Annotated in this window: 12 protein-coding genes; 6 read left to right on the top strand and 6 right to left on the bottom strand. The window is 62.3% G+C overall.

What is annotated here, in order from left to right:
* Positions 1-120 precede the first annotated feature (120 nt).
* Positions 121-1,146: a pentapeptide repeat-containing protein gene (locus ACFMO7_RS05645; protein WP_376794541.1), complete on the bottom strand. Its 1,026-nt coding sequence runs from the start codon at positions 1,144-1,146 to the stop codon at positions 121-123.
* 248 nt (positions 1,147-1,394) lie between these two features.
* Here ACFMO7_RS05645 and ACFMO7_RS05640 point away from each other — a divergent pair, with 248 nt between their 5' ends.
* The 4 genes from ACFMO7_RS05640 (at position 1,395) to ACFMO7_RS05625 (ending at position 7,694) form a co-directional block, all read left to right on the top strand.
* Positions 1,395-1,520: a hypothetical protein gene (locus tag ACFMO7_RS05640; protein WP_376794540.1), complete on the top strand. Its 126-nt coding sequence runs from the start codon at positions 1,395-1,397 to the stop codon at positions 1,518-1,520.
* 1,609 nt (positions 1,521-3,129) lie between these two features.
* Positions 3,130-4,713 carry an acyl--CoA ligase family protein gene (locus ACFMO7_RS05635; RefSeq protein ID WP_376794539.1) on the top strand — a complete coding sequence of 528 codons (1,584 nt, stop codon included), beginning with the start codon at positions 3,130-3,132 and terminating at the stop codon, positions 4,711-4,713.
* A 267-nt stretch (positions 4,714-4,980) separates the two neighbouring features.
* Positions 4,981-7,356 carry a tetratricopeptide repeat protein gene (locus ACFMO7_RS05630; protein WP_376794538.1) on the top strand — a complete coding sequence of 792 codons (2,376 nt, stop codon included), beginning with the start codon at positions 4,981-4,983 and terminating at the stop codon, positions 7,354-7,356.
* Positions 7,357-7,397: 41 nt separating this feature from the next.
* Positions 7,398-7,694 (top strand): tetratricopeptide repeat protein, encoded by a 297-nt coding sequence (locus ACFMO7_RS05625; RefSeq protein WP_376794537.1) that lies wholly within the window; start codon positions 7,398-7,400, stop codon positions 7,692-7,694.
* Between the two features lie 206 nt (positions 7,695-7,900).
* Here the strand turns inward: ACFMO7_RS05625 and ACFMO7_RS05620 are convergent, their stop codons facing one another.
* The 4 genes from ACFMO7_RS05620 to ACFMO7_RS05605 form a co-directional block, all read right to left on the bottom strand.
* Complete coding sequence (locus ACFMO7_RS05620; protein WP_376794536.1) at positions 7,901-8,098, bottom strand: hypothetical protein; 198 nt, start codon at positions 8,096-8,098, stop codon at positions 7,901-7,903.
* Between the two features lie 208 nt (positions 8,099-8,306).
* Complete coding sequence (locus ACFMO7_RS05615; protein ID WP_376794535.1) at positions 8,307-9,188, bottom strand: ROK family protein; 882 nt, start codon at positions 9,186-9,188, stop codon at positions 8,307-8,309.
* A gap of 597 nt (positions 9,189-9,785) precedes the next feature.
* Positions 9,786-10,220, bottom strand: a complete 435-nt coding sequence (locus tag ACFMO7_RS05610; protein ID WP_376794534.1) for an OsmC family peroxiredoxin — start codon at positions 10,218-10,220, stop codon at positions 9,786-9,788.
* 337 nt (positions 10,221-10,557) lie between these two features.
* Positions 10,558-12,006: an NADP-dependent isocitrate dehydrogenase gene (locus tag ACFMO7_RS05605; RefSeq protein WP_376794533.1), complete on the bottom strand. Its 1,449-nt coding sequence runs from the start codon at positions 12,004-12,006 to the stop codon at positions 10,558-10,560.
* 191 nt (positions 12,007-12,197) lie between these two features.
* Between ACFMO7_RS05605 and lhgO the strand changes: the two genes are divergently transcribed.
* Complete coding sequence (gene lhgO, locus ACFMO7_RS05600; RefSeq protein WP_376794532.1) at positions 12,198-13,442, top strand: L-2-hydroxyglutarate oxidase; 1,245 nt, start codon at positions 12,198-12,200, stop codon at positions 13,440-13,442.
* A 31-nt stretch (positions 13,443-13,473) separates the two neighbouring features.
* On the opposite strand, the gene ACFMO7_RS05595 is transcribed toward lhgO, so the two are convergent.
* Positions 13,474-17,043 (bottom strand): TIR domain-containing protein, encoded by a 3,570-nt coding sequence (locus ACFMO7_RS05595; RefSeq protein WP_376794531.1) that lies wholly within the window; start codon positions 17,041-17,043, stop codon positions 13,474-13,476.
* Between the two features lie 529 nt (positions 17,044-17,572).
* Between ACFMO7_RS05595 and ACFMO7_RS05590 the strand changes: the two genes are divergently transcribed.
* On the top strand, positions 17,573-18,808 hold the full coding sequence (locus tag ACFMO7_RS05590; protein ID WP_376794530.1) for a BTAD domain-containing putative transcriptional regulator: 1,236 nt from the start codon (positions 17,573-17,575) through the stop codon (positions 18,806-18,808).
* The last annotated feature ends 113 nt before the right edge of the window (positions 18,809-18,921 follow it).

Raw genomic sequence — 18,921 nt, 5'->3', positions numbered from 1 at the left:
CTTCAGGGACGCCTGCCTCCAGTCACTGGTCACTCAGCCGGTCGATCTCGCTTCTCTCTCCGATGTGCACCTGCTTCATCCCCCGAGGGGGACCAGCCAGTCAGCCTCTGAGGGCTTTCCTCACTCTAGCCTTGCCCCCTTCAGGCGGCATCCGCTCAGCTCGATTCCTCGCAGGTCCACCCCCCGCAGATCCGCCTCGCGCAAGTCCGCCCCCTGCAATCTGGCTGGCCCGTACGGCTCTGAGCACTCTGTCGGCCATCGCTCCCGGCAGTCTCGCCACAGCTCCACCTGCCTCAGATCCGCCCCCCTCAGACAGGCTCCCCTCAGATCCGCCCCGGCCAGACAACTCCCTCTCAGGTCCGCCCCGGCCAGATCTGCCTCGCTCAGATCCGCCCCTCGCCAATCTGCTCCCTCCAACGGATAGCCTCCGCAATCTGGCTCCCAGTCTGGGTAGGGTGGATAGGTTATGATCCGAGAGAGCCGCGCCCCCCGCAGTAATGCCCCCTCCAGAGACGCTCCCACCAGCTCTCCCTCTTCTAAGACTGACTCCTCCAGGTTCGCTCCAGACAGCAACGCCATATTGAGTTTGGCTGCACGCAGCCACGTCTTCCCCAGGCGTGCCCTTTCGAGCTGCGCTCCTCCCAGGTTCGCTCGCACGAGCCTCGCCCGCCCTAGACACGCCCCCTCTAGATTGGCATAGACCAACTCGGCTCCTTCCAGCTCGGCCTCGCTCAGATCCGCCTGCTCGAACAGCGCATCCATCAGAAAAGCCTCCCTCAAGTTGGCCCGCACAAGCCGTGCCTGGCTTAAGATCACTCCAGGGGCACACACTCTCGTCAAGTTGGATCCCTCCAGCCTTCCTCCCTGCAGATCAGTCCCACTCAGATCCGCCTCGCTCAGATCCGCCTCACTCAGATCCGCCCCACGCAGCACGGCCATGTAAAGGTTCGCCAGCCGCAGATCTGCCTCCCTCAGGCAAGCCTCTACAAGATTCGCCTCGCGGAGATCCGCTCCTTGCAAAGGCAGCCCCCGCAGGTCCGCCCTTTCCAGAGGAAGATCTGGCCTTATGACCGGCACCTCACGGCGGCGCCAGCGGTTCCATGAGGCAACCCCTGCTCTGAGTTTACGCACATGCTCTGTTCCCATAGTGGCTCCTCTCCATAGTCAAAAGCCTCCTACGCTTACTCCTTTCTCCCCTAGTATCAACCGAGCGGACACGCACGATTGATAAAGACCGATAAGGCTCCAATCAAGTCAATATACGAGTTCATGGTTTGAATGACATCCATAAGTGCCTGCAAGGCCGCTTGGCTTCTACCAGGACCGGTAGGCAACTGCTGATAAGCATCGTCCATGGCCCATTCCGCAATCTGGGTATACCCTGGAGCATTTCCATGATACGGTTCCCAGTTGGTCGGGGCATTAGCACTGTTCTTCTGAGGCCAGGGCCAGCGACCATTACAGGCAGCATCGATATCAAAAGTGCGATTGGTCGCTTGAATGAGGGGGTGATGCTGTAACTTGCAGGGAATCGCATGATGAGCCTGTTGACCTGGTTAAGGTAGTTTGCCAGCTCTCTTCAAAGCTCTTCCCAACCTTGTACTACTGCATTCATTCTGAACCACCCACTGGCCAGTACCCACCAGTGGCCAGCGCTGTGAGCTGAGCCGACAGCGTGCGCGTTTGCGGATCGTTCTGGAGAGGAAGCAGATACTGGGAGAAGGGTTGTCCAGCAGCACGCGCTGCGGCAATGGCATCGGGTCAGGTCATCTGGTCGATAGTGGCAGAGAAGGGTAAGAGGTTGTTGCAGACGAACACCGCCTACCAGGCAGCATGGCTGTCGGTCACCTGGAGCTGGTACACACCCAGCATACTGACTGCACCAGGGAAAAGACCGTGAAGCTGAGTCACATTCAGTGAGAAGGGAGGCGTCGGCTTGCCCGTTGGTGGAGGCGTGGGCAAGGGAGTAGGCGTCGGAGAGGCTACGGGAACGGGGGTAAGCTGCGGGGAGGGCGAGCCAACGCTTGCGTTAGAAGCACTGCTGTTGACAACCTGCGCTGGCGCAAAGTCAAGTGACCCTCCAGGAATCCGGATCTCTAGACCCCCATCGCTTCCCTGGAGATCCAGAGCGCCGCAGCCCGCTGAGCCACTCAACAAGGCTGAACTCAGGCTCTGTGCAAGAGGCTGCATAGTCGCAGGCTGAGCACTGGGGAGCGTGGCCAGCCGGGTTGGCCCGCTATCAACAGGCAGAGCTGGTACCCTGGCCGGGAAGCTGAACGAGTCCGGGTTATTCGCCGGATGACGCTATCGCAGAAACCAGGCAAAGGTCAGCTGCACTGGCACTAACGCCGGTGATGATAATGCGGCATGCGCTACCAGTAATGCGGATCACTATAAAGGCAGGCAGCAGACAGGTAATAGGGTCTGTATACAGGAAGAAACAGGAAGAAATTGCGGAGGATCAGGGATCGATCTCCAGAATGCCCTCCTATGTACACTGCATTATATATGATGTATCCTCATAAATGATGACTATCAATATCTGGCTGCTCTAGCTGTTTAAATTAACAAACATGTCCAATCGCAATAAAGAGTCAAAACGATTTAGTCAGATTTTCAAATCTTTTCTGACTTGATATTTCTACGATAAGATGATGGAGCTTCGCCTTTACGGGTGGACAGCAGCGGCGTCCAGGGCGGTCCAGGATGAGGTATACTAAACCAACAACAGATAGACCAGCATAACTGGTCTGCTGCCTGTCCATCGCATCCACGGGCTGTGCGGGCCACACCGGGCCTGGGTGGAGCAGGAGCAAGGAAGATGTGCTTCGCTCTCCCTTGTCCTTATCTCTCACACCCACAGGCTGGCTGTCTACAGAGGCAGTTGCAGGCGCCCAACAGGCAGCCTGCCACTTCTGTCCGCTTCGGCTGAGGTTTTCAGAGAGCATCAGGTGCGAAGCGGGACCGCTAGCCATGCGTCCAGGTCCAGCCGGCAGGTCGCAGTACTGGTTTTCTGGCTGGAGCAGGTAGATCACTGGAGAAGGTTCTGTCTTCAGCATAAGAGACCCTGTTTCTCTGGACGCTCTGTCCTCCAGAGGATTGAGGGGAACGGAAAGGAGGAGAATCTCTATGGCCGCCAATGTCAAGGTCTACCGCAGCGAGCTGACTCCGGTCAGCTTTTTGGAACGCAGCGCGCTTGTCTTCCCCGATAAGGTGGCCGTGGTCCATGGCGAGCGACGCTACACGTATCGGCAGTTCGCCGAGCGCGTCTGGCGGCTGGCCAACCAGTTGCGCGCCGCTGGCCTGCGCAAGCACGATCGCGTTGCTTTCCTCAGTCCCAATGCACCCGCTCTGCTAGAAGCCCACTTCGGCGTACCCGCCGCCGGCGGCATTCTGGTCGCCATCAATACGCGCCTGACCAGCCGTGAGATCGACTATATTCTCAAGCATTCCGGCTCGCGCTTTCTCTTCGTCGACGCCGAGCTGCTGCCGCTGGTGGAATCTCTCGAGCTACCTGGCGTCGAGCAGGTGCGTATCGACGACACGGGCCGGCCCGATGATCCCTACGAGCAGTTTCTGGCCGCCGGCTCCCCGGAGCCCCCGGCGAGCTGGCTGGAGGACGAGGAGGAGACGATTTCGATCAATTACACGTCGGGGACGACGGGCAACCCGAAGGGAGTGATGTATACCTACCGCGGCGCTTATCTGAATGCGCTGGGCGAGGTCATCGAGACAGGGATGAGCAGCAGCAGCGTCTATCTGTGGACGCTGCCGATGTTCCACTGCAACGGCTGGTGTTTCCCCTGGGCGGTGACCGCTGTGGGGGGGCGCCATGTCTGCCTGCGCAAGGTCGATCCCGGCTTGGTGTGGGATCTGCTGGAGCAGGAGGGGGTGACGCACTACAACGGGGCGCCGACGGTGCATATCTTTATCGTGAACCATCCGAAGGCTCACCGCATCGAGAGGGGGGTGACGGTGACGGTGGCCGGCGCGCCGCCTTCGCCCACGCTGCTGGCGCAGATGCGCCGCCTGAATATGCGCCCGATCCATGTCTATGGACTGACGGAGACCTACGGGCCGTACACGGTCTGCGAGTGGCACGAGGAATGGAGCGCCCTGCCCGAGGAGGAGCAGGCACGGCTGCTGGCACGCCAGGGCCAGGGCTACGTTGTGGCCGAGCGAGCGCGCGTTGTTGATGACGAGATGCGCGATGTGCCCTGGGATGGGCAGACGATGGGCGAGGTGCTGATGCGCGGCAACAATGTGGCTAAGGGCTATTATGAGAATCCGGAGGCGACGGAGAAGGCCTTTGCCGGCGGCTGGTTCCATTCGGGCGATATCGCGGTCTGGCATCCCGACGGCTACATCGAGCTGCGCGATCGTGCTAAAGATATTATCATTTCGGGCGGGGAGAATATTTCGACGATCGAGGTGGAGCAGGTAGTAGCGCGCCATCCGGCGGTGCTGGAGTGCGCCGTGATCGGTATCCCTGACCCGACCTGGGGGGAGCGCCCGAAGGCCTTTGTGACGCTCAAGCCCGGTCAGAGGGCGACCGAGCAGGAGATTATCGAGTTCTGCCGCCAGCACCTGGCGCACTTTAAGTGTCCGGTGGCGGTCTCCTTTGGCGAGCTGCCCAAGACGTCGACGGGCAAGATTCAGAAGTTCGTGCTGCGCGAACGCGAGTGGGCTGGACGCGAGAAGCGCATCAATTAGCCTCTCCCTATCTGGGAGGAGGCTCGGGCGTGCGAGCCAGGCCGGCGGTGGCGAGAGGAGGCGGCTGCCCTCTCGTCCGCCCCTGGCTGCATCCCGTCCTGCCCACCCTGCCCGCCGCCTCTCTCCGCTTCCTCCCCTGGTGCTCCTCGGGCTTGCACTCGCCCGCCTGCTGAGGTATACTGTAACAAGGTATACTGCAACACAATAGATCATCGTTACGACTGCACATACAGGCTCGCCTAGAGAGAGGAGCCAGGAGTTGCCCCGATGGCAACGCTGCGCACGCTAAACGCTTTCTGTTCCTGTTCAGCCTCTTCCGACGACCGTCGCCGGTGCCAGGCTCTGGTCCGCCACCTGACGCTCCTGCAGCAGCAGGGCTGGCTCTCGCTCTGGCATCCTGGCCTGCTCCCCCCAGGCAGCGATGCCCCTCGCGTGCGCCAGCGCCACTCCTCCCAGGCCGACCTGATCCTGCTGCTGCTCAGCCCCGATTACTTCGCTGATCCCCTCTGCCAGGCCGAGCTGCAGGAGGCCCTCGCTCGCTCCCAGCAGCGCACAGCCCGCCTCGTCCCCATCCTGCTGCGCCCCTGCCCGTGGGAGCACTCGCCCCTGGGTTCGCTCGCTCCCCTGCCCGCCAATGCTCGCCCCCTCTCTCGCTGGCATCCTCAGGAGGAGGGCCTGCAGGCCGTCGCCGATGGCCTCCTGCATCTGCTCCAGGATCTCGCTCAGCTTGACCTCTCCCAGGCTCCCGCTCCTGGCGGGCCGCCCCAGCTCTGGAACGTCCCCTTTCCTCCTTCTCCCTTCTTCATCGCCCGCCACGAGGAGCTGACTCGCCTTCAGACTCTTCTGCAGCAGCAGTCTCTCGTCACCATCGGCCAGACCCAGGTCATCAGCGGTCTGGGTGGGGTCGGCAAAACCCGTCTCGCCGTCGAGTACGCCTATCGCTTTCGCTCCTGCTACCGCGCCGTCCTCTGGGTCCTGGCCGACCGGCCCGAGTCCCTCTATCGCTCCTATCGCGAACTGGCTGCCCTCCTGCAGCTGCCGCAGCGCGACGATCCCGATGATGCTCAGGTGCTGGCCGCCGTGCGCTCCTGGCTCCAGACTCAGCCCGGCTACCTGCTCATCCTCGACAACCTCGATGAGCCTGCCCTGCTCTTCCCTCCTTCCCCAGAGGGCCAGCCCCCTGCCTCCTCGCCCTTCTTGCCCCTGCCCCCCGCCGGTCACCTGCTCATCACCACCCGCGCGGCCGATCTCAGCTCCTTCGGCCTGGGTCACGCCCTCCCGCTCACCCCCCTGCCTCCTGAGGCCAGCCTGCGCCTGCTGCTCTCCCGCGCCGGACGGCTGCCCCCCGACGCCCCCCTCTCGGAGCTGCCTCCCTCTGAACTGGCGGCCGCTCAGGCCCTCTGCCAGGAGCTGGACGGCCTGCCGCTGGCCCTCGATCAGGCCGGCGCCTATCTGGCCGCCACTGGCGAGACTGTCGCCTCCTATCTGGCCCTCTTCCGCGAGCGCCAGCTCCAACTCCTCTCCCTGCGCAGCGGCCATCAGCCCCCCGCCGGCGGCCTGGATCACCCGCTCCCCGTCGCCACGACCTGGCAGCTCTCGCTGGCACGAGCCCAAGAGCGCGCCCCAGCCGCTGCCGACCTGCTGCGCTTTTGCTCCCTGCTGGCTCCCGCTCCCATTCCCAGCGCGCTGCTCACCACCGGCCTGGCTCGCCTGTCCCATCCCCTGGCCGCCGCGATGGCCGATCCGCTGACTCGCAACGCCACCATCGAGGCCCTGCGCGCCTATTCGCTGCTCGATCGCGATGCCCGCAGCGGTGCTCTCTTGCTTCATCGGCTGGTCCAGACGGTGGTGCGTGCTCGCCTGCCAGCCGAGGAGCAGCTCCGCTGGCAGGAGCTGGCGATCGCTGCCCTGGTGGAGGCCTATCCGGGCGACGCGGTCGAGCACTGGCCGGTCTACGAGTCGCTGTTGCCCCATGCGCTGCAGGCGGCCGCCTGGCTGGTCGAGTCGGAGGCGGCTCCGCTGCAGACCCCGCTCGTGGCGACCTTGCTCCTGCAGGCCGGCGGCTATCTGCATGACCATGGGCGCTATCCCGAGGCCCTCCCCCTCCTTGAGCGCTCCCTCTCCATCTGCGAGCAAGCCCTCGGCCCTCACCATCCCGACACCGCTACTTCCCTCAACAACCTCGCCCTCCTCTACCATGCCCTGGGCCGCCTCCACGACGCCCTCCCTCTCTATCAGCGCTCCCTCTCCATCCACGAGCAAGCCCTCGGCCCTCACCATCCCGACACCGCCTCCTCCCTCAACGACCTCGCCAGTCTCTACCGCGATCTGGGCCGCTTCGAGGACGCTCTCCCCCTCGCTCAGCGCTCCCTCTCCATCTGCGAGCAAGCCCTCGGCCCTGACGATCCCGATACCGCCTCCTCCCTCTACACCCTCGCCCTCCTCTACCGCGATCTGGGCCGCCCGGACGAAGCCCTTCCACTCCTCGAACGTGCCCTCGCCATTTACGAGCGGGCCCTTGGCCCCGACCATCCCATCACCCAGGCTACTCGCCAGCTCCATGACACTCCTGCGTCATTCCTGACCCTGAGGCGGCTCCTATCTCACGCCTGGAGGAAACTCCTCCCCCTCCTGCGCCTGTAGCCCCTGTCCATCGATCGATCTGATCACCCGCGCCAGCATCAATGCCAATAGCCTCAACCATTGCTCATCATTTTCCCAGCAGCCTGAAGACCATCCCCAAGCCTATAGCGACGACCATCCACCTCACCTCCCTAGCCAGCACCAGCCTCCTATCTCCCAAAACCGCCCGCATTCAGAAGAACAACCTCGCCGTCCTCTACCACCACCTGGGCCGCCTCACCGACGCCCTCTCGCTCCTCAAGCGTAGCCTCGCCGCCTGCGAGCGAATCCTCGGTCCTCAGCACCCCACCACGCAACAGATCCGCGAGAACTACGAGGACCTGCAACGCCAGCAATGAAGCCAGCCTCTCCAGCAGAGCAGGCCGGACAGCACCCCCATAGCCCTCCAGGCCTCCCCAGCGACCGCGCGCTTCATTCCCGGCCTGGCCAGCCCAATCATGCTCCGAAAACAGCGCGGCGCGAGCAGCGAACCGTCGTCCACCCTCGCGCCGTAACGCTTCTCATCGCCATTCCCCCTCGTTCATCGGTCCCACCTGATTAATAACTATAAGAAAGCACCACGCGCCTCCTCGTTGCCCAAATGGAAGTACATACAAGCAATCACCAGGAAAAAGAGACTCACAATCAGCAGCGCATTGCGAATAGCCACCTCGAACTGCCAGCCCAGCCAGATCACCAGCAGCGTTACCACCAGACTGACCAGGCCCAAAGTCCGGTACAGAGCCACACTGCGATAGACCATCAGAAAAGCGCACCCCCTTTCCTGCAAGAGTCACAGCAGTCCGCCCGCCCGCCCATAGCCGACGGAACGGGTCAGTACAACATAGCCCAGACCTCTTCACCCTCATCAATATCAATATATTACTAACTATTTACAAGAATAGGTTCACTGCTGGCACCGGCCCCAGTGGCAGAGCAGGACCGAGGCCAAACCATGCTCCACCCACCACTCAGGCCCACATCGACTGCAGCACCATCGCCGCCCGCAAGGCCCCGTAGGCCGAAGCATCGGCACCAAGCTGCGAAGCGAGCAAGGGAGTCTGCCGCACACTTGGCGACCCATAGCGCAGCAGCCCCTCGCGCAGCAGCGGAGCAAAGAGATCGAATGCCCCTGTCAGTGCCCCGCCGAAAATCACCACCTCAGGATCGAACACACTGGCCAGGCCCGCCACAGCCATCCCCAGCACCAGCGCGCAATCATTCACCAGCTTCACACAAGAAGCCTGACCCTCCCGCGCTCGCCCAATAATCTCCTCCGGTGACAGCGGTGGATCAAGCAGCCGTCCCTGGGAAGCCAGCGCCGAAGCCGAAGCATACAGATCAAGATAGCCCCGATCGGGGTTGGGAGCCTGCTGCCGATCCAGAACCAGCCAGCCCAGCGCACCAGCACTGCCGTGGGCCCCGTGAATAATCCTTCCCCCCAGCATCAAAGCTCCGCTCACCCCCGTTCCCACGCTTACCAGAGCCGCACTCTGGCGATCACGCGCCACCCCTCGCCAGACCTCACCCAAAAGAGCCAACTGCGCATCGCTAGCCAACATCACCGACACCCCCAGGCGAGCCCGCAAATCATCGGCCAGATCGCGCCCGTTCAGATAGGGCAGCGACGGCACCCATACCGCCCGCCGCTCAGTACAGTTCCCCGGAATACTCACCCCCAGGCGGCGAATGGCCTCACCCGCGCGCGCCACCTCCTGCACTAACTGGGCCAGGGCCTCGAGCAGCCCCTCATAAGTGTCCGGCACTGCCAGCGGCTCCGTCAAGACAACCTCCTTCTGCTGAAAGAAGGCCCCTCGCAGCAGATGTTCCCCCACATCGATTCCCAGGTACATGGTCAACCCCCTATCGTTGCCTGGCTATCCAGGCCAGCGCCCACCGGTCCGGCCACGGTCCGGCGCGACGCACCTTCCGTCAACAGAACAAAAACCACCCCATCCTCCTACTTCACCCCTCACCCTTATTTATTTCTACTTCTATCATCTCGCCCAATTGTTCCACCCACCTCTCTGACAAAACAACACACTTCCACAAGCCCCTCCACTACTATAACGCAGCACCTACCGGCGACGGTGCGCGCGAGGAGAGCAACCTGATCCTCCACCCTCTCCCCCACGCGGCCACCAACAGCGCCCCGCCAGCCAGAGCCGGAGAACAGCCCCAGCCCGGCACCATTCCATCACGGAACAACGCACAAGCCAAGCACCCGCACACAGACGGAACTGCAGCACCCAGCAGATCGCAGACGAATAAATAAAGGCAGATGGCACAAGCGGCTGCCAGCAAGCAGCGACCATCGGTCGCCAGCCCCTGGCAGACCGCCCGTGTAGGGGAAAGTATAGCGACAAGCGCAGGAGAGCACAGAAAGGAAAGAAGGCAGAAAGACAGCCTAACGCGCCCGGATCGATCAGAGCGGGCAGGGCCGTCCCAGCCTACTGCTTGACCAGTTTGGCCTGGAGGCGAATCTCAGTGGCAGCCAGCGCCTTCGACACCGGGCAATTCTGCTTGGCATCATTGGCCAGCTCCTGAAACTTCGCCTCATCAATACCAGGGACCACCGCCGTCGTCTCCAGCTCGATGGGGCCGACAGCGTAACCCTGATTCGTGGCATTGAAATGCACGCGGGCACTCGTCTTCACACTCTTCGGCGTAAAGCCGGCACGCGCCAGGCCTGCCGAGAGCGCCATCGAAAAGCAGGCGGCATGCGCGGCGGCCAGCAGCTCCTCGGGATTGGTCCCCGACGTATCATCGCCCATGCGCGTCTTAAACGAATACTGACCCTCAAAGGCGCCCGTGCCGAGCTTCAGCTGACCCTGACCGCTCTGCAAGTCGCCCTTCCATTCCGCCTCAGCGGTCCGAACTGGCATAGAACATCCTCCTCATCAAGGAATGAAGTAGACAGCTCATGCGCATCACTCCTGAGACTCAGCCGCAGACCTGCAACAGAGCCTCTCTCAAGATAATAGCACACAGGAAGCAAGGCATAAGAAGAGACCTGAGTCGCACAGCGCTCCGCTCTTCCTTCACCCGTTCCCGTGTGCCAGCTTGCTCATTGCTCAGCGCAGGCCATAGCCCGCCCCACCCCATCGACCAGTTCACCGCCAGTCAGGCAGCCAGCTAGCAACCAACAACCCCAGCCTATCGCGGCTCAACCCGGTGGACAAGGCGTCCAGACCGGGGGCCTTCCGCCGCTCTCCCCTCCCCCTACTCACCAGAAGCGGTCGAGAAGGCAGGGCGTCCATCGAAGGTATAGAGGTTCTCCGTCTGGATAAAATCGAAGCCAGCCTCCGCCAGCCGATGCAGCAGGCCGATGATCTGCTGCGGGCGCAGCGGCTGGCCGTTGCCGGCAAGAAAGCGGCAGCGCCAATGATCGGTGCAGAACGTCTCAGGCAAACCATTCGGCCAGACCTTGGCCCCGCGATTGGTGATCATCGTCAACTGCAGCCCATCGCCCTCGAGGCGCTTGATAGCCTCACCTAGCTGATCGGGTCCGCCGTCGCGCCACTCCAGAAAGACGTCGACGCCCACCAGCTCCTTCTTCTCCAGTGGCTCCTGACTGGCACGCTGGACGCTGGCCAGCTTCGGCGCCGACGTATAGTTCACCGGCTTGAGCGTCTGCGGCTGCTGACCCAGGCGCTCGATAATAGCCTGAGCAAACTCCCTGGTCCCAACCTTCTGCTTGCTGATCCCCTCGCTATAGATATCGTAGGTATGAATGCCATCCTCCAGGGTACGCAACCAGGCGTTATGGACGCGCGTGGCCACCTCCGGCTGCCCAATATGCACCAGCATCAGCACCGCCCCGAGCAGCAGGCCCGAAGGATTGGCCACATTCTGGCCAGCTCGCCGCGGCGCCGAACCATGAATAGCCTCGAACATCGCACACTGGTCACCAATGTTGGCCGAGCCAGCCATGCCGACCGAACCCGCGATCTGGGCCGCCACATCCGAGAGAATGTCGCCGTACAGATTGGGCAGCACCACCACATCGAAAGCCTCGGGCGTATCCGCCAGCTTGGCCGAGCCGATATCGACAATCCAGGTCTCATTCTGAATGTCGGGATACTCTGCTGCCACCTTCTCAAAGATCTTGTGGAACAGACCGTCCGTCTGCTTCATGATGTTGTCCTTCACAAAGCAGGTGACCTTCTTGCGGTTGTAGGCCCGCGCGTACTCGAAAGCGTAGCGAATGATCTTTTCGCTACCCGGACGGCTGATCAGCTTGAGGCTCTGCACCATATCGTGCGTCTGGCGGTACTCGATGCCGGTGTAGAGGTCCTCTTCGTTCTCACGGATGATGACGACATCCATCCCCGGATACTTGGTCTCGACAAAGGGATGGTAGGCAACACAAGGGCGGACATTGGCGTAGAGGCCGAACATCGTGCGGACAGTGACGTTCAGACTCTTGTAGCCCCCTCCCTGTGGCGTGGTAATGGGCGCTTTGAGAAAGACCCTGGTGCGGCGCAGGGACTCCCAGGCGCTCGGCTCAATGCCGGAAGGAACGCCGCGCAGGTAGACTTTCTCTCCTACTTCGATCTCCTCGATGTCAATCCGCGCCCCTGCGGCCTTGATCACTTCCAGGGTGGCCGCCATGATCTCCGGGCCAATGCCATCCCCATACGCAACGGTAATGGGCGTATTCTGTGACATGGATCTTTGTACCTCTGTTGCGTCTCTGTTACAGACTTGCGTTCTCTGGCTAACGAACCAGTGGGTTCTCTGTGGAGATTGCCACTTAAGTATAGCACACGACTAGCTCAACAGGAGCCGTCTCCTCCCTAACCGGGCCGATCCTGCCACTGGGAATAAAGCAAAGCCCGAGGCTGGTTTTCTTTAAAGAAATGCAGCGCTACGACCTGATTATCGTCGGCGCCGGCCTGGTGGGCCTGGCGACTGCCCGTGAGTATCTGCGGCGCCGCCCCGGCTTGCGCCTGCTCGTTCTGGAGAAAGAGCCAGGCATTGCCGCCCATCAATCGGGGCACAACAGCGGCGTCCTGCATACGGGGATCTACTACGCGCCCGGCTCGCTCAAGGCCCGGGCCTGTGTGGCTGGCCAGCGGGCCATGCTGGCCTACTGCCGCGAGCACGGCATTCCCTTCCAGCTCTGCGGCAAGGTTATTGTCGCCCTGACCGAAGAGGAACTGCCACGCCTGCAAGCCCTCTACGAGCGCGGGAAGGCCAATGGCGTTCAGGGCCTGGAGCTGATCGGCCCCGAGCGTCTGCGCGAGATCGAGCCGGCTGCCGTGGGGCTGCGCGCCATCTACTCGCCCAACACCGGTATTGTAGACTATACGAAGGTGGCCGCCTCCCTGGCCGCTGAGATCCAGCAAGCTGGCGCAGATCTGCGTCTTAGCAGCCAGGTCGTGGGCCTGCAGCCGCGCGCCGACGAGGTAGTGGTTCAGATCCGCTGTCAGACGAGGACAGTTCCCTCCCAGGCAGGGAGTTGCCAGGAAGAACTGGCGGCACGGGCCGTGATTACCTGCGCCGGCCTCTACTCCGATCGCCTGGCGCGCCTGACGGGAGACGATGGGGGGCTGCGCATCGTGCCCTTCCGCGGCGACTACTACCTGCTGCGTCCCGAGAAGCGTCACCTGGTGCGCGGACTGATCTATCCCGTTCCCGACCCGCGCTTTCCTTTCCTCGGTGTCCACCTGACCCTGCGACCCAACGGCGAGGTCTGGGTGGGTCCCAACGCCGTCCTGGCCTTCGCGCGCGAGGGCTACGGACGCTGGCAGATCAGGCCAGGCGAGCTGTGGGAGACCCTGAGCTACGCTGGTTTCTGGCACCTGGCCCGACGCTACTGGCGCATGGGACTGGCCGAGATCTATCGCGATTACGTGAAGCGCGCCTATGTGCGCCAGGTACAGCGCTATCTGCCCGCCGTGCAAGAGGAGGATCTGCTCCCCGGACCAAGCGGCGTGCGCGCCCAGGCCCTGGCTCCCGATGGCAGCCTGGTCGATGACTTCATCATCCGGCGCGGACAGCGGGTGCTGCACGTGCAAAATGCGCCGTCGCCAGCGGCTACTTCCTCGCTGGTACTTGCCCAGATGATCGTTGACGAGGCCCAGGCCCAGTTTGCCCTCTAGCCTGCGCCCCTGGCGTCGCGGCGCCGCTGAATCAGCGCGGCTCGCCCGACGGTGGCTCTGAAGTCGGCTGCTCTTCAAGGTCGGAGAGGCTGAGCGACGGAAGCCGCTTTTGACCATGCATGAAGCCCTCCACCCAGTCGCAGGCTCTCTGCAGCGCTGCAGCCAGGCGCGGCGCGGAGGCAAGGAGCGGAGCGATGAGCGCGAAGCGCTCGCGCGCCTCATTGAGGGTGCTCGCTTCGCGCCAATCCCGCTGCACTCGACGCAATTGCTTCTCAAGCTGCTTCTGCAGAGACGGAAGCGGCTCGGGCGGCGTCGTCTGCTCGGACGCAGCGGGCGGCTGGATGCCGTTCCAGAGGCTGTGCATGGCCAGGGCGGGTTTTGCTTTGGAAGAGGTGTCGCCAGGCGGCCATCTCTGACTGAAGGAGGACCTGGCTTTTTGGGCGGATATCAGCGTTGGGAGCCGCTGTCTGGCTTCTTTCCAGTGGGAGATCTTCCCCAGCGCTTGCCCTCCGCCACCCGGCAGTCGCTGCAGGAGGGGAGCACGAACCTCTTGCCATAGCTGGTCCTGTTCAGCCGGTGAGCGCGCCCTATCAATCAGGGCCATTAGCTCCTCCAAAAGAACAGGTTCCGCCAGAGCGCGCGCCAACAGGCGCAGAATCGGCCAGCGCCAGCTTTCGGCCAGCAGGTCAATAGCTGGCCGGACCCGCTGCCAGGTCTGGATGGCCCGCTGTCGCTCGCCGCTTTCGAGGGCCACCAGGGCCAGCTCGAGCGAGGCGCGCAAGTACTCCTGGGTACCCACCAGCCTCTGCTCTATCTGAGCCACCTTCTCCCAGCGCCCAGCGCGTGCCCAGGTCAGGGCCAGCTCGCGCCAGAGCCGGAAATTGCCGCCTGACAGCAGGCGGTGCTCCAGCTCGTCAAGGATGGCCAGCGCCCGCGCTCTGGTTCTGGTGCCAAACTGCAGCCAGCGCTCTGCCTGCTTCAGGCGGACCTCGGCTTTGCGTTCGTTGCTCTTGACCGCCCACAGCTCTTGTTCCATCTGCTCCCACTCATGGTCTGCCCGGTCGACCTGACCTTGAGCTTCATAGAAGCACCCCAGGGCCAGATGGTAGCGCGCCCGCTCGAGGGCGTCACCTACCCGGCTGAGGGCTTCCTCGGCAGACTCGTGCTGGCCAAGCTCCCGGAACAGGAGCGCACACCGGCCCCATAGGGCGTCGCTGACCTGTTGAGTGCCATGCCTGAGCAGCTCGCAGGCTTCTTCAAGATGTTGCTGAGCCTGGTCTGTCTCACCTGTCGTCAGCCAGCTCTCGGCCAGGCTCAGCAGCGCCTCCGCGCGCTTGAGGCCGTCAGTAATGTGGGCTGCGGCCTGGCCGGCCCGCAGCCGTTCGCCAGCGGCCAGAGCCACCATCGCCAGCTCTCTATAGAGGCCATCGAGGCTATTTTTGAGATCCTGCCTGCTTAGAGTAAGGAGCTGCTCCTCGATCTCTCTGTAGAGCTGGAGCCACTCCTCGCGCCTTACTCCCTGCTTGCTTAGTTGATAGGCGATGGCTAGCAGAGCCGCGACGCGCCAGCGCGCTTCGGTGATCAGGGCGGCCAGCTCGCGGGCATTGTTGCTATTCTCCAGGGCGACGAGCAGGCGGAAGGCCTCTGGCGGATAGCCGTTTGCTCTGCTGGCGAGCAAGCAGCGCAGGAGGGTATAAGCCCACAGACGCGGGAGCTGCCCCAGGGCAGCTTCCCACTGCCAGCCCTCCCAGCCAGCAGCGTACCGCCCAAGATCGAGATCGCGCACAAAGGCCCAGCCTCCGCCGTCGTTGCGCTCAAGCTTTGGCCAGCGATCGCGCCCGGCATCGAGAAGGCTAAAGAGTTGCTGCCAGCCGGAGAGGCCGCTGAGGTAAAGGTGACGAATGAAGTGACGTCGCGCATACTGGCGCCGCTCCTGCTCTAGCGGCTCAGGAGCGGCCTGCCAGATCGCCAGCAGGTTCTCGCCGGCGCACCAGTCTGCGAGACGCGCATGCCAGGCCGCTATCTCATCGGGGGCAAATAAGGTGTCCGACTGCCCTTGCCTCTGGTCACTCTGCTCATCGCCCTGGAGATAGCTGCGCAGCTTGAGATGATACAGCTCGTAGCCCCCTCGCCCATCGCGAGCGAGCAGGCCTCCGAGGCGCTGTAAGCCCATCTGGCAGCGCTCGTGCGTCTGTTTCAATATGGAGCGCAGTTGTCCTTCGCTCAGCGGCTCCTGGGCAACTACCAGGACAGCGAGCAAGGGGTAGAACAGGTTTTCCCAGAGCAGCAGATCGCGCCTGAGCCGATCGAGAGCGACCCTGAAGAGGCCAGCAGGATCGCTTTCGATGCGTTGCAGTACTTCCTCGATGTGATCGGGCGACTCCTGCTGAGCTAGCTCTCTGGCGAGCAGGCCCAGGTAGAGGGCATTGCCCTGCAGCGAGCGATAGCCGCGCTCGATCTGGCTGAGCGAAAGCCGGACCCCTTGCCGGTCAAGCAGGGTGCGGAAATCGTCAAGACTGAGGTGCGGTAGCTGGTACTCGACCAGTCGCCTGCCCATTCTGAGACTGAGGAGCGTGTCATCGGGCCGCAGGCCAAGGACAAAGACGATGCCCACAGGTAGTACCTCGGGGAGCCAGCTTAGCTCACGACCGCCACCCAGCTCGGGTTCAAGCTGATCGAGTCCATCAATGTAGATAACCTCACGAATGCCACGCCGGCCCAGCTCGGCCAGGAGGCTCCGCAGGGCCTGCCGCAGGCGGGGCAGACCCTCGCCCTCGGCGTAGTGGATCGAGAGCCGGTGCTTGCGTACCAGGCTGGCCAGAAGGTGATGCAGGAGATCGATTTCTCCGTCTGGACCAGGCTGCCAGGGGAGAAAGTAGGCCACGACCTCCTGATCACGCTGGCTTTCTTCAGCAATGAGCTGCGCTATGAGACTGCTCTTGCCTTCGCCGGCCAGCGCGACAATGGCCAGATAGCCGCCTTGATCTTGCAGGGAAGCAATCTCTTGGCGCACAGCCTTTAGCTCCCGCTCGCGCCCTACAAAATCCTCCAGCCTCCGCTGCACCACGGGACGCCAGTCAGCTATGAGGGCATTCAGATAGTCCAAATCCTGGGAAGTAAAGGCCGATTGCTCCCCAGGGACAATCTGCAGTTCCTCAAGGGCCGCCGCCAGCGCCTCGTCTACTTTTCGCAAGGCGGCATCGCGGTTTCTCCAATTCCCAAGTGGGACCTCCGGCAGCAATTGCAGCCCCTCAAGGATGGTGCTCTTGAGAAAGGTTTCTCGGGCATAAATGGGCATGACCCGCACCTGCCCTCGCTGCTGCCTGGCGAGCGCTTCCCGGGCATCTCGCATACAGTCCTCCGCCGTGAGGAACTCAGGTGTGACAATGAGCACGATCAGGCGGGCACGCTCAAAGCGCTCCTGGCGTATGCGACCTGGCACCAGACCAGGCGAAACGCTATGCGCATCATCATAGGTGAGCTGGTAGCGAGGCTTGAGGCGGTCCAGAGAGGCTCGAATTTTGAGAAACCAATAGCGGTCTTCCTGCGCTCCTGACCAGGAGATAAAGATCGGCACCGTTGTGTTGCTGGCCATCGTCATCTGTCGTTACTCCCACAAGGGATCAACTGGGTCAGGTACTGGGATATGATAACACGCTTGCTCTCAATTGTCATCTTCAATCACAATCATCAAAAGTTCCTCCGTTTCTTAGCATGAGACAGCTTTTGAGGGGGCCTGTTGCTCTCTGCGCCACTTTCCCTAAGCTCAGCAGTTTTTAGAGAGATGAAAGTTTGCCCTATTCAAGCTGTTGCTGGAAGAATGTCTTGCAAGACGCTCTCCCTTTACCTTCTGGGACGAACTCGTGGTCAGACCCTACCCGCTCCTCTTGCTCTCTCCTACTCAGAGATCGGGCCAGCCACCACGAAGTCTGCTGAGGCCGACGCGCCCGTTCGCCTCAATCCGATCGCGCTCCGGCTCATCGGCGGCCAGTGGATTACCTCGCCAGGCATGAGCACAAGCGGAGGCCGACGAAGGCTGGATCGTGAAGCCGAATCGGGCATCGAAAAGAGAGGAGCGTTCACGTTTTTCTCTACAGAGAACAGGCAGACTATCAGGAGGACCGGAAACGATGGCAACTCACAATTTCTCTGAACCGGCCTCTCTAGAAGGGAGAATCGATGACCGGCTAACCTGGCCATCAGAAAATAAATCGGTTTTAGAAACACTTTTATCAAATTTACAGTCTTTAGAGGTAAAGATTCTACAGGCAGAGCAACTGCTGAGAGAAGCCAAGCGGTACGTGGTCGAGGTGCGGGCGGCCTGGCAGGCTCAGCTTGCCACTATGGAGCGCCAGGCCTTCCAGGAGGAACCAGCCGCACCGCTGGTGGCGAACACGCCCACTCAGGTTCCCAGTACAGATCGCGCCGCAGACGACCTCGTGACTGCCCCCGCTCACGGAGGAAGCTTGCCTGGACCGGCCATCATTCCTCTGCAGACTCACCCCCGCTATCTTTCTTCCTCTTGTCCTTCCCTTTCCGAAGCGGGGCCGGCGAGCACGCTGCCTCCCCTCTATATCACCTGCTTTGGCCGCTTTACCGTCAGACGTAGGGACGCGGAGGGGCCGCTGGTCGAGCTGTGTCGCAATACCAAGGGGCAGGCCATCCTGCGCTATTTGCTGGCTCAGCCTCAGCAACAGGCCAGCGTCGATACGCTGATGGCCGAGCTGTGGAGCGAGGAGGAGCGCGAAGCCAGCCGGCACAAGCTGCAGATCGCGGTCAGCGCCTTACGCGCCTCACTGAACGGGGAGCAGCCCCAGCCCGGCGGTGGCTATATCCTCTACAAGGGACAGAGCTACCTGCTCAATCCTGCCGTCAGCTTCTGGACAGATGTCAGCGAGTTCCGCCGTCTCTTCGCCGCCGGCAACCAGGCGAGGGACCAGGTGGAGAGGGCACGCTGCTACGAGGAGGCCTGTAAGCTCTATCGCGGCCCCTTCCTCGTGGAGGACCTCTACGCCGAGTGGTCATTTCTGCCACGCGAGGAGCTGGCACAAACCTATCGCCGCATGTGCGCCTGGCTGGCTGACTATGAGCTGCAGGAGGGTCGCAGCGAAACCGCGCTGGCCTGGATTCGCCTCTTGCTCACACTCGATCGCTTCGATGAAGAAGCTTATCGCAAGCTCATGCGCGCCCACGGCGTCAGCGGCAGGCGCAGCGAGGTCGTACGCTGCTACGAGCAGTGCCGCCAACTTTTACGGGAGGAGCTAGGTATAGAGCCGCTGCCCGAGACCCAGCAGCTCTTTGAGGAGATCATGAAGATCTCCCATCTCTCCCCAGCCACTACTTCTACAATGCGCGAGAGGAGCTGACCGCCCACCCTGACCACAGCGAAGGCACTTCCCCCCGCCCTTTCCCTGCGGCGTTCAGCCCCTCCCTGAAGCGAATGAGCTGGCCAGAGTCAGGCAGGCGGTCCCATAGCCTA

It is taken from the genome of Thermogemmatispora sp. (genome assembly GCF_042408735.1).
Classification (GTDB): Bacteria; Chloroflexota; Ktedonobacteria; order Ktedonobacterales; family Ktedonobacteraceae; genus Thermogemmatispora.
The sequence above is the reverse complement of the archived record's forward strand: the minus strand, read 5'-3'. Positions and strand labels throughout refer to the sequence as shown.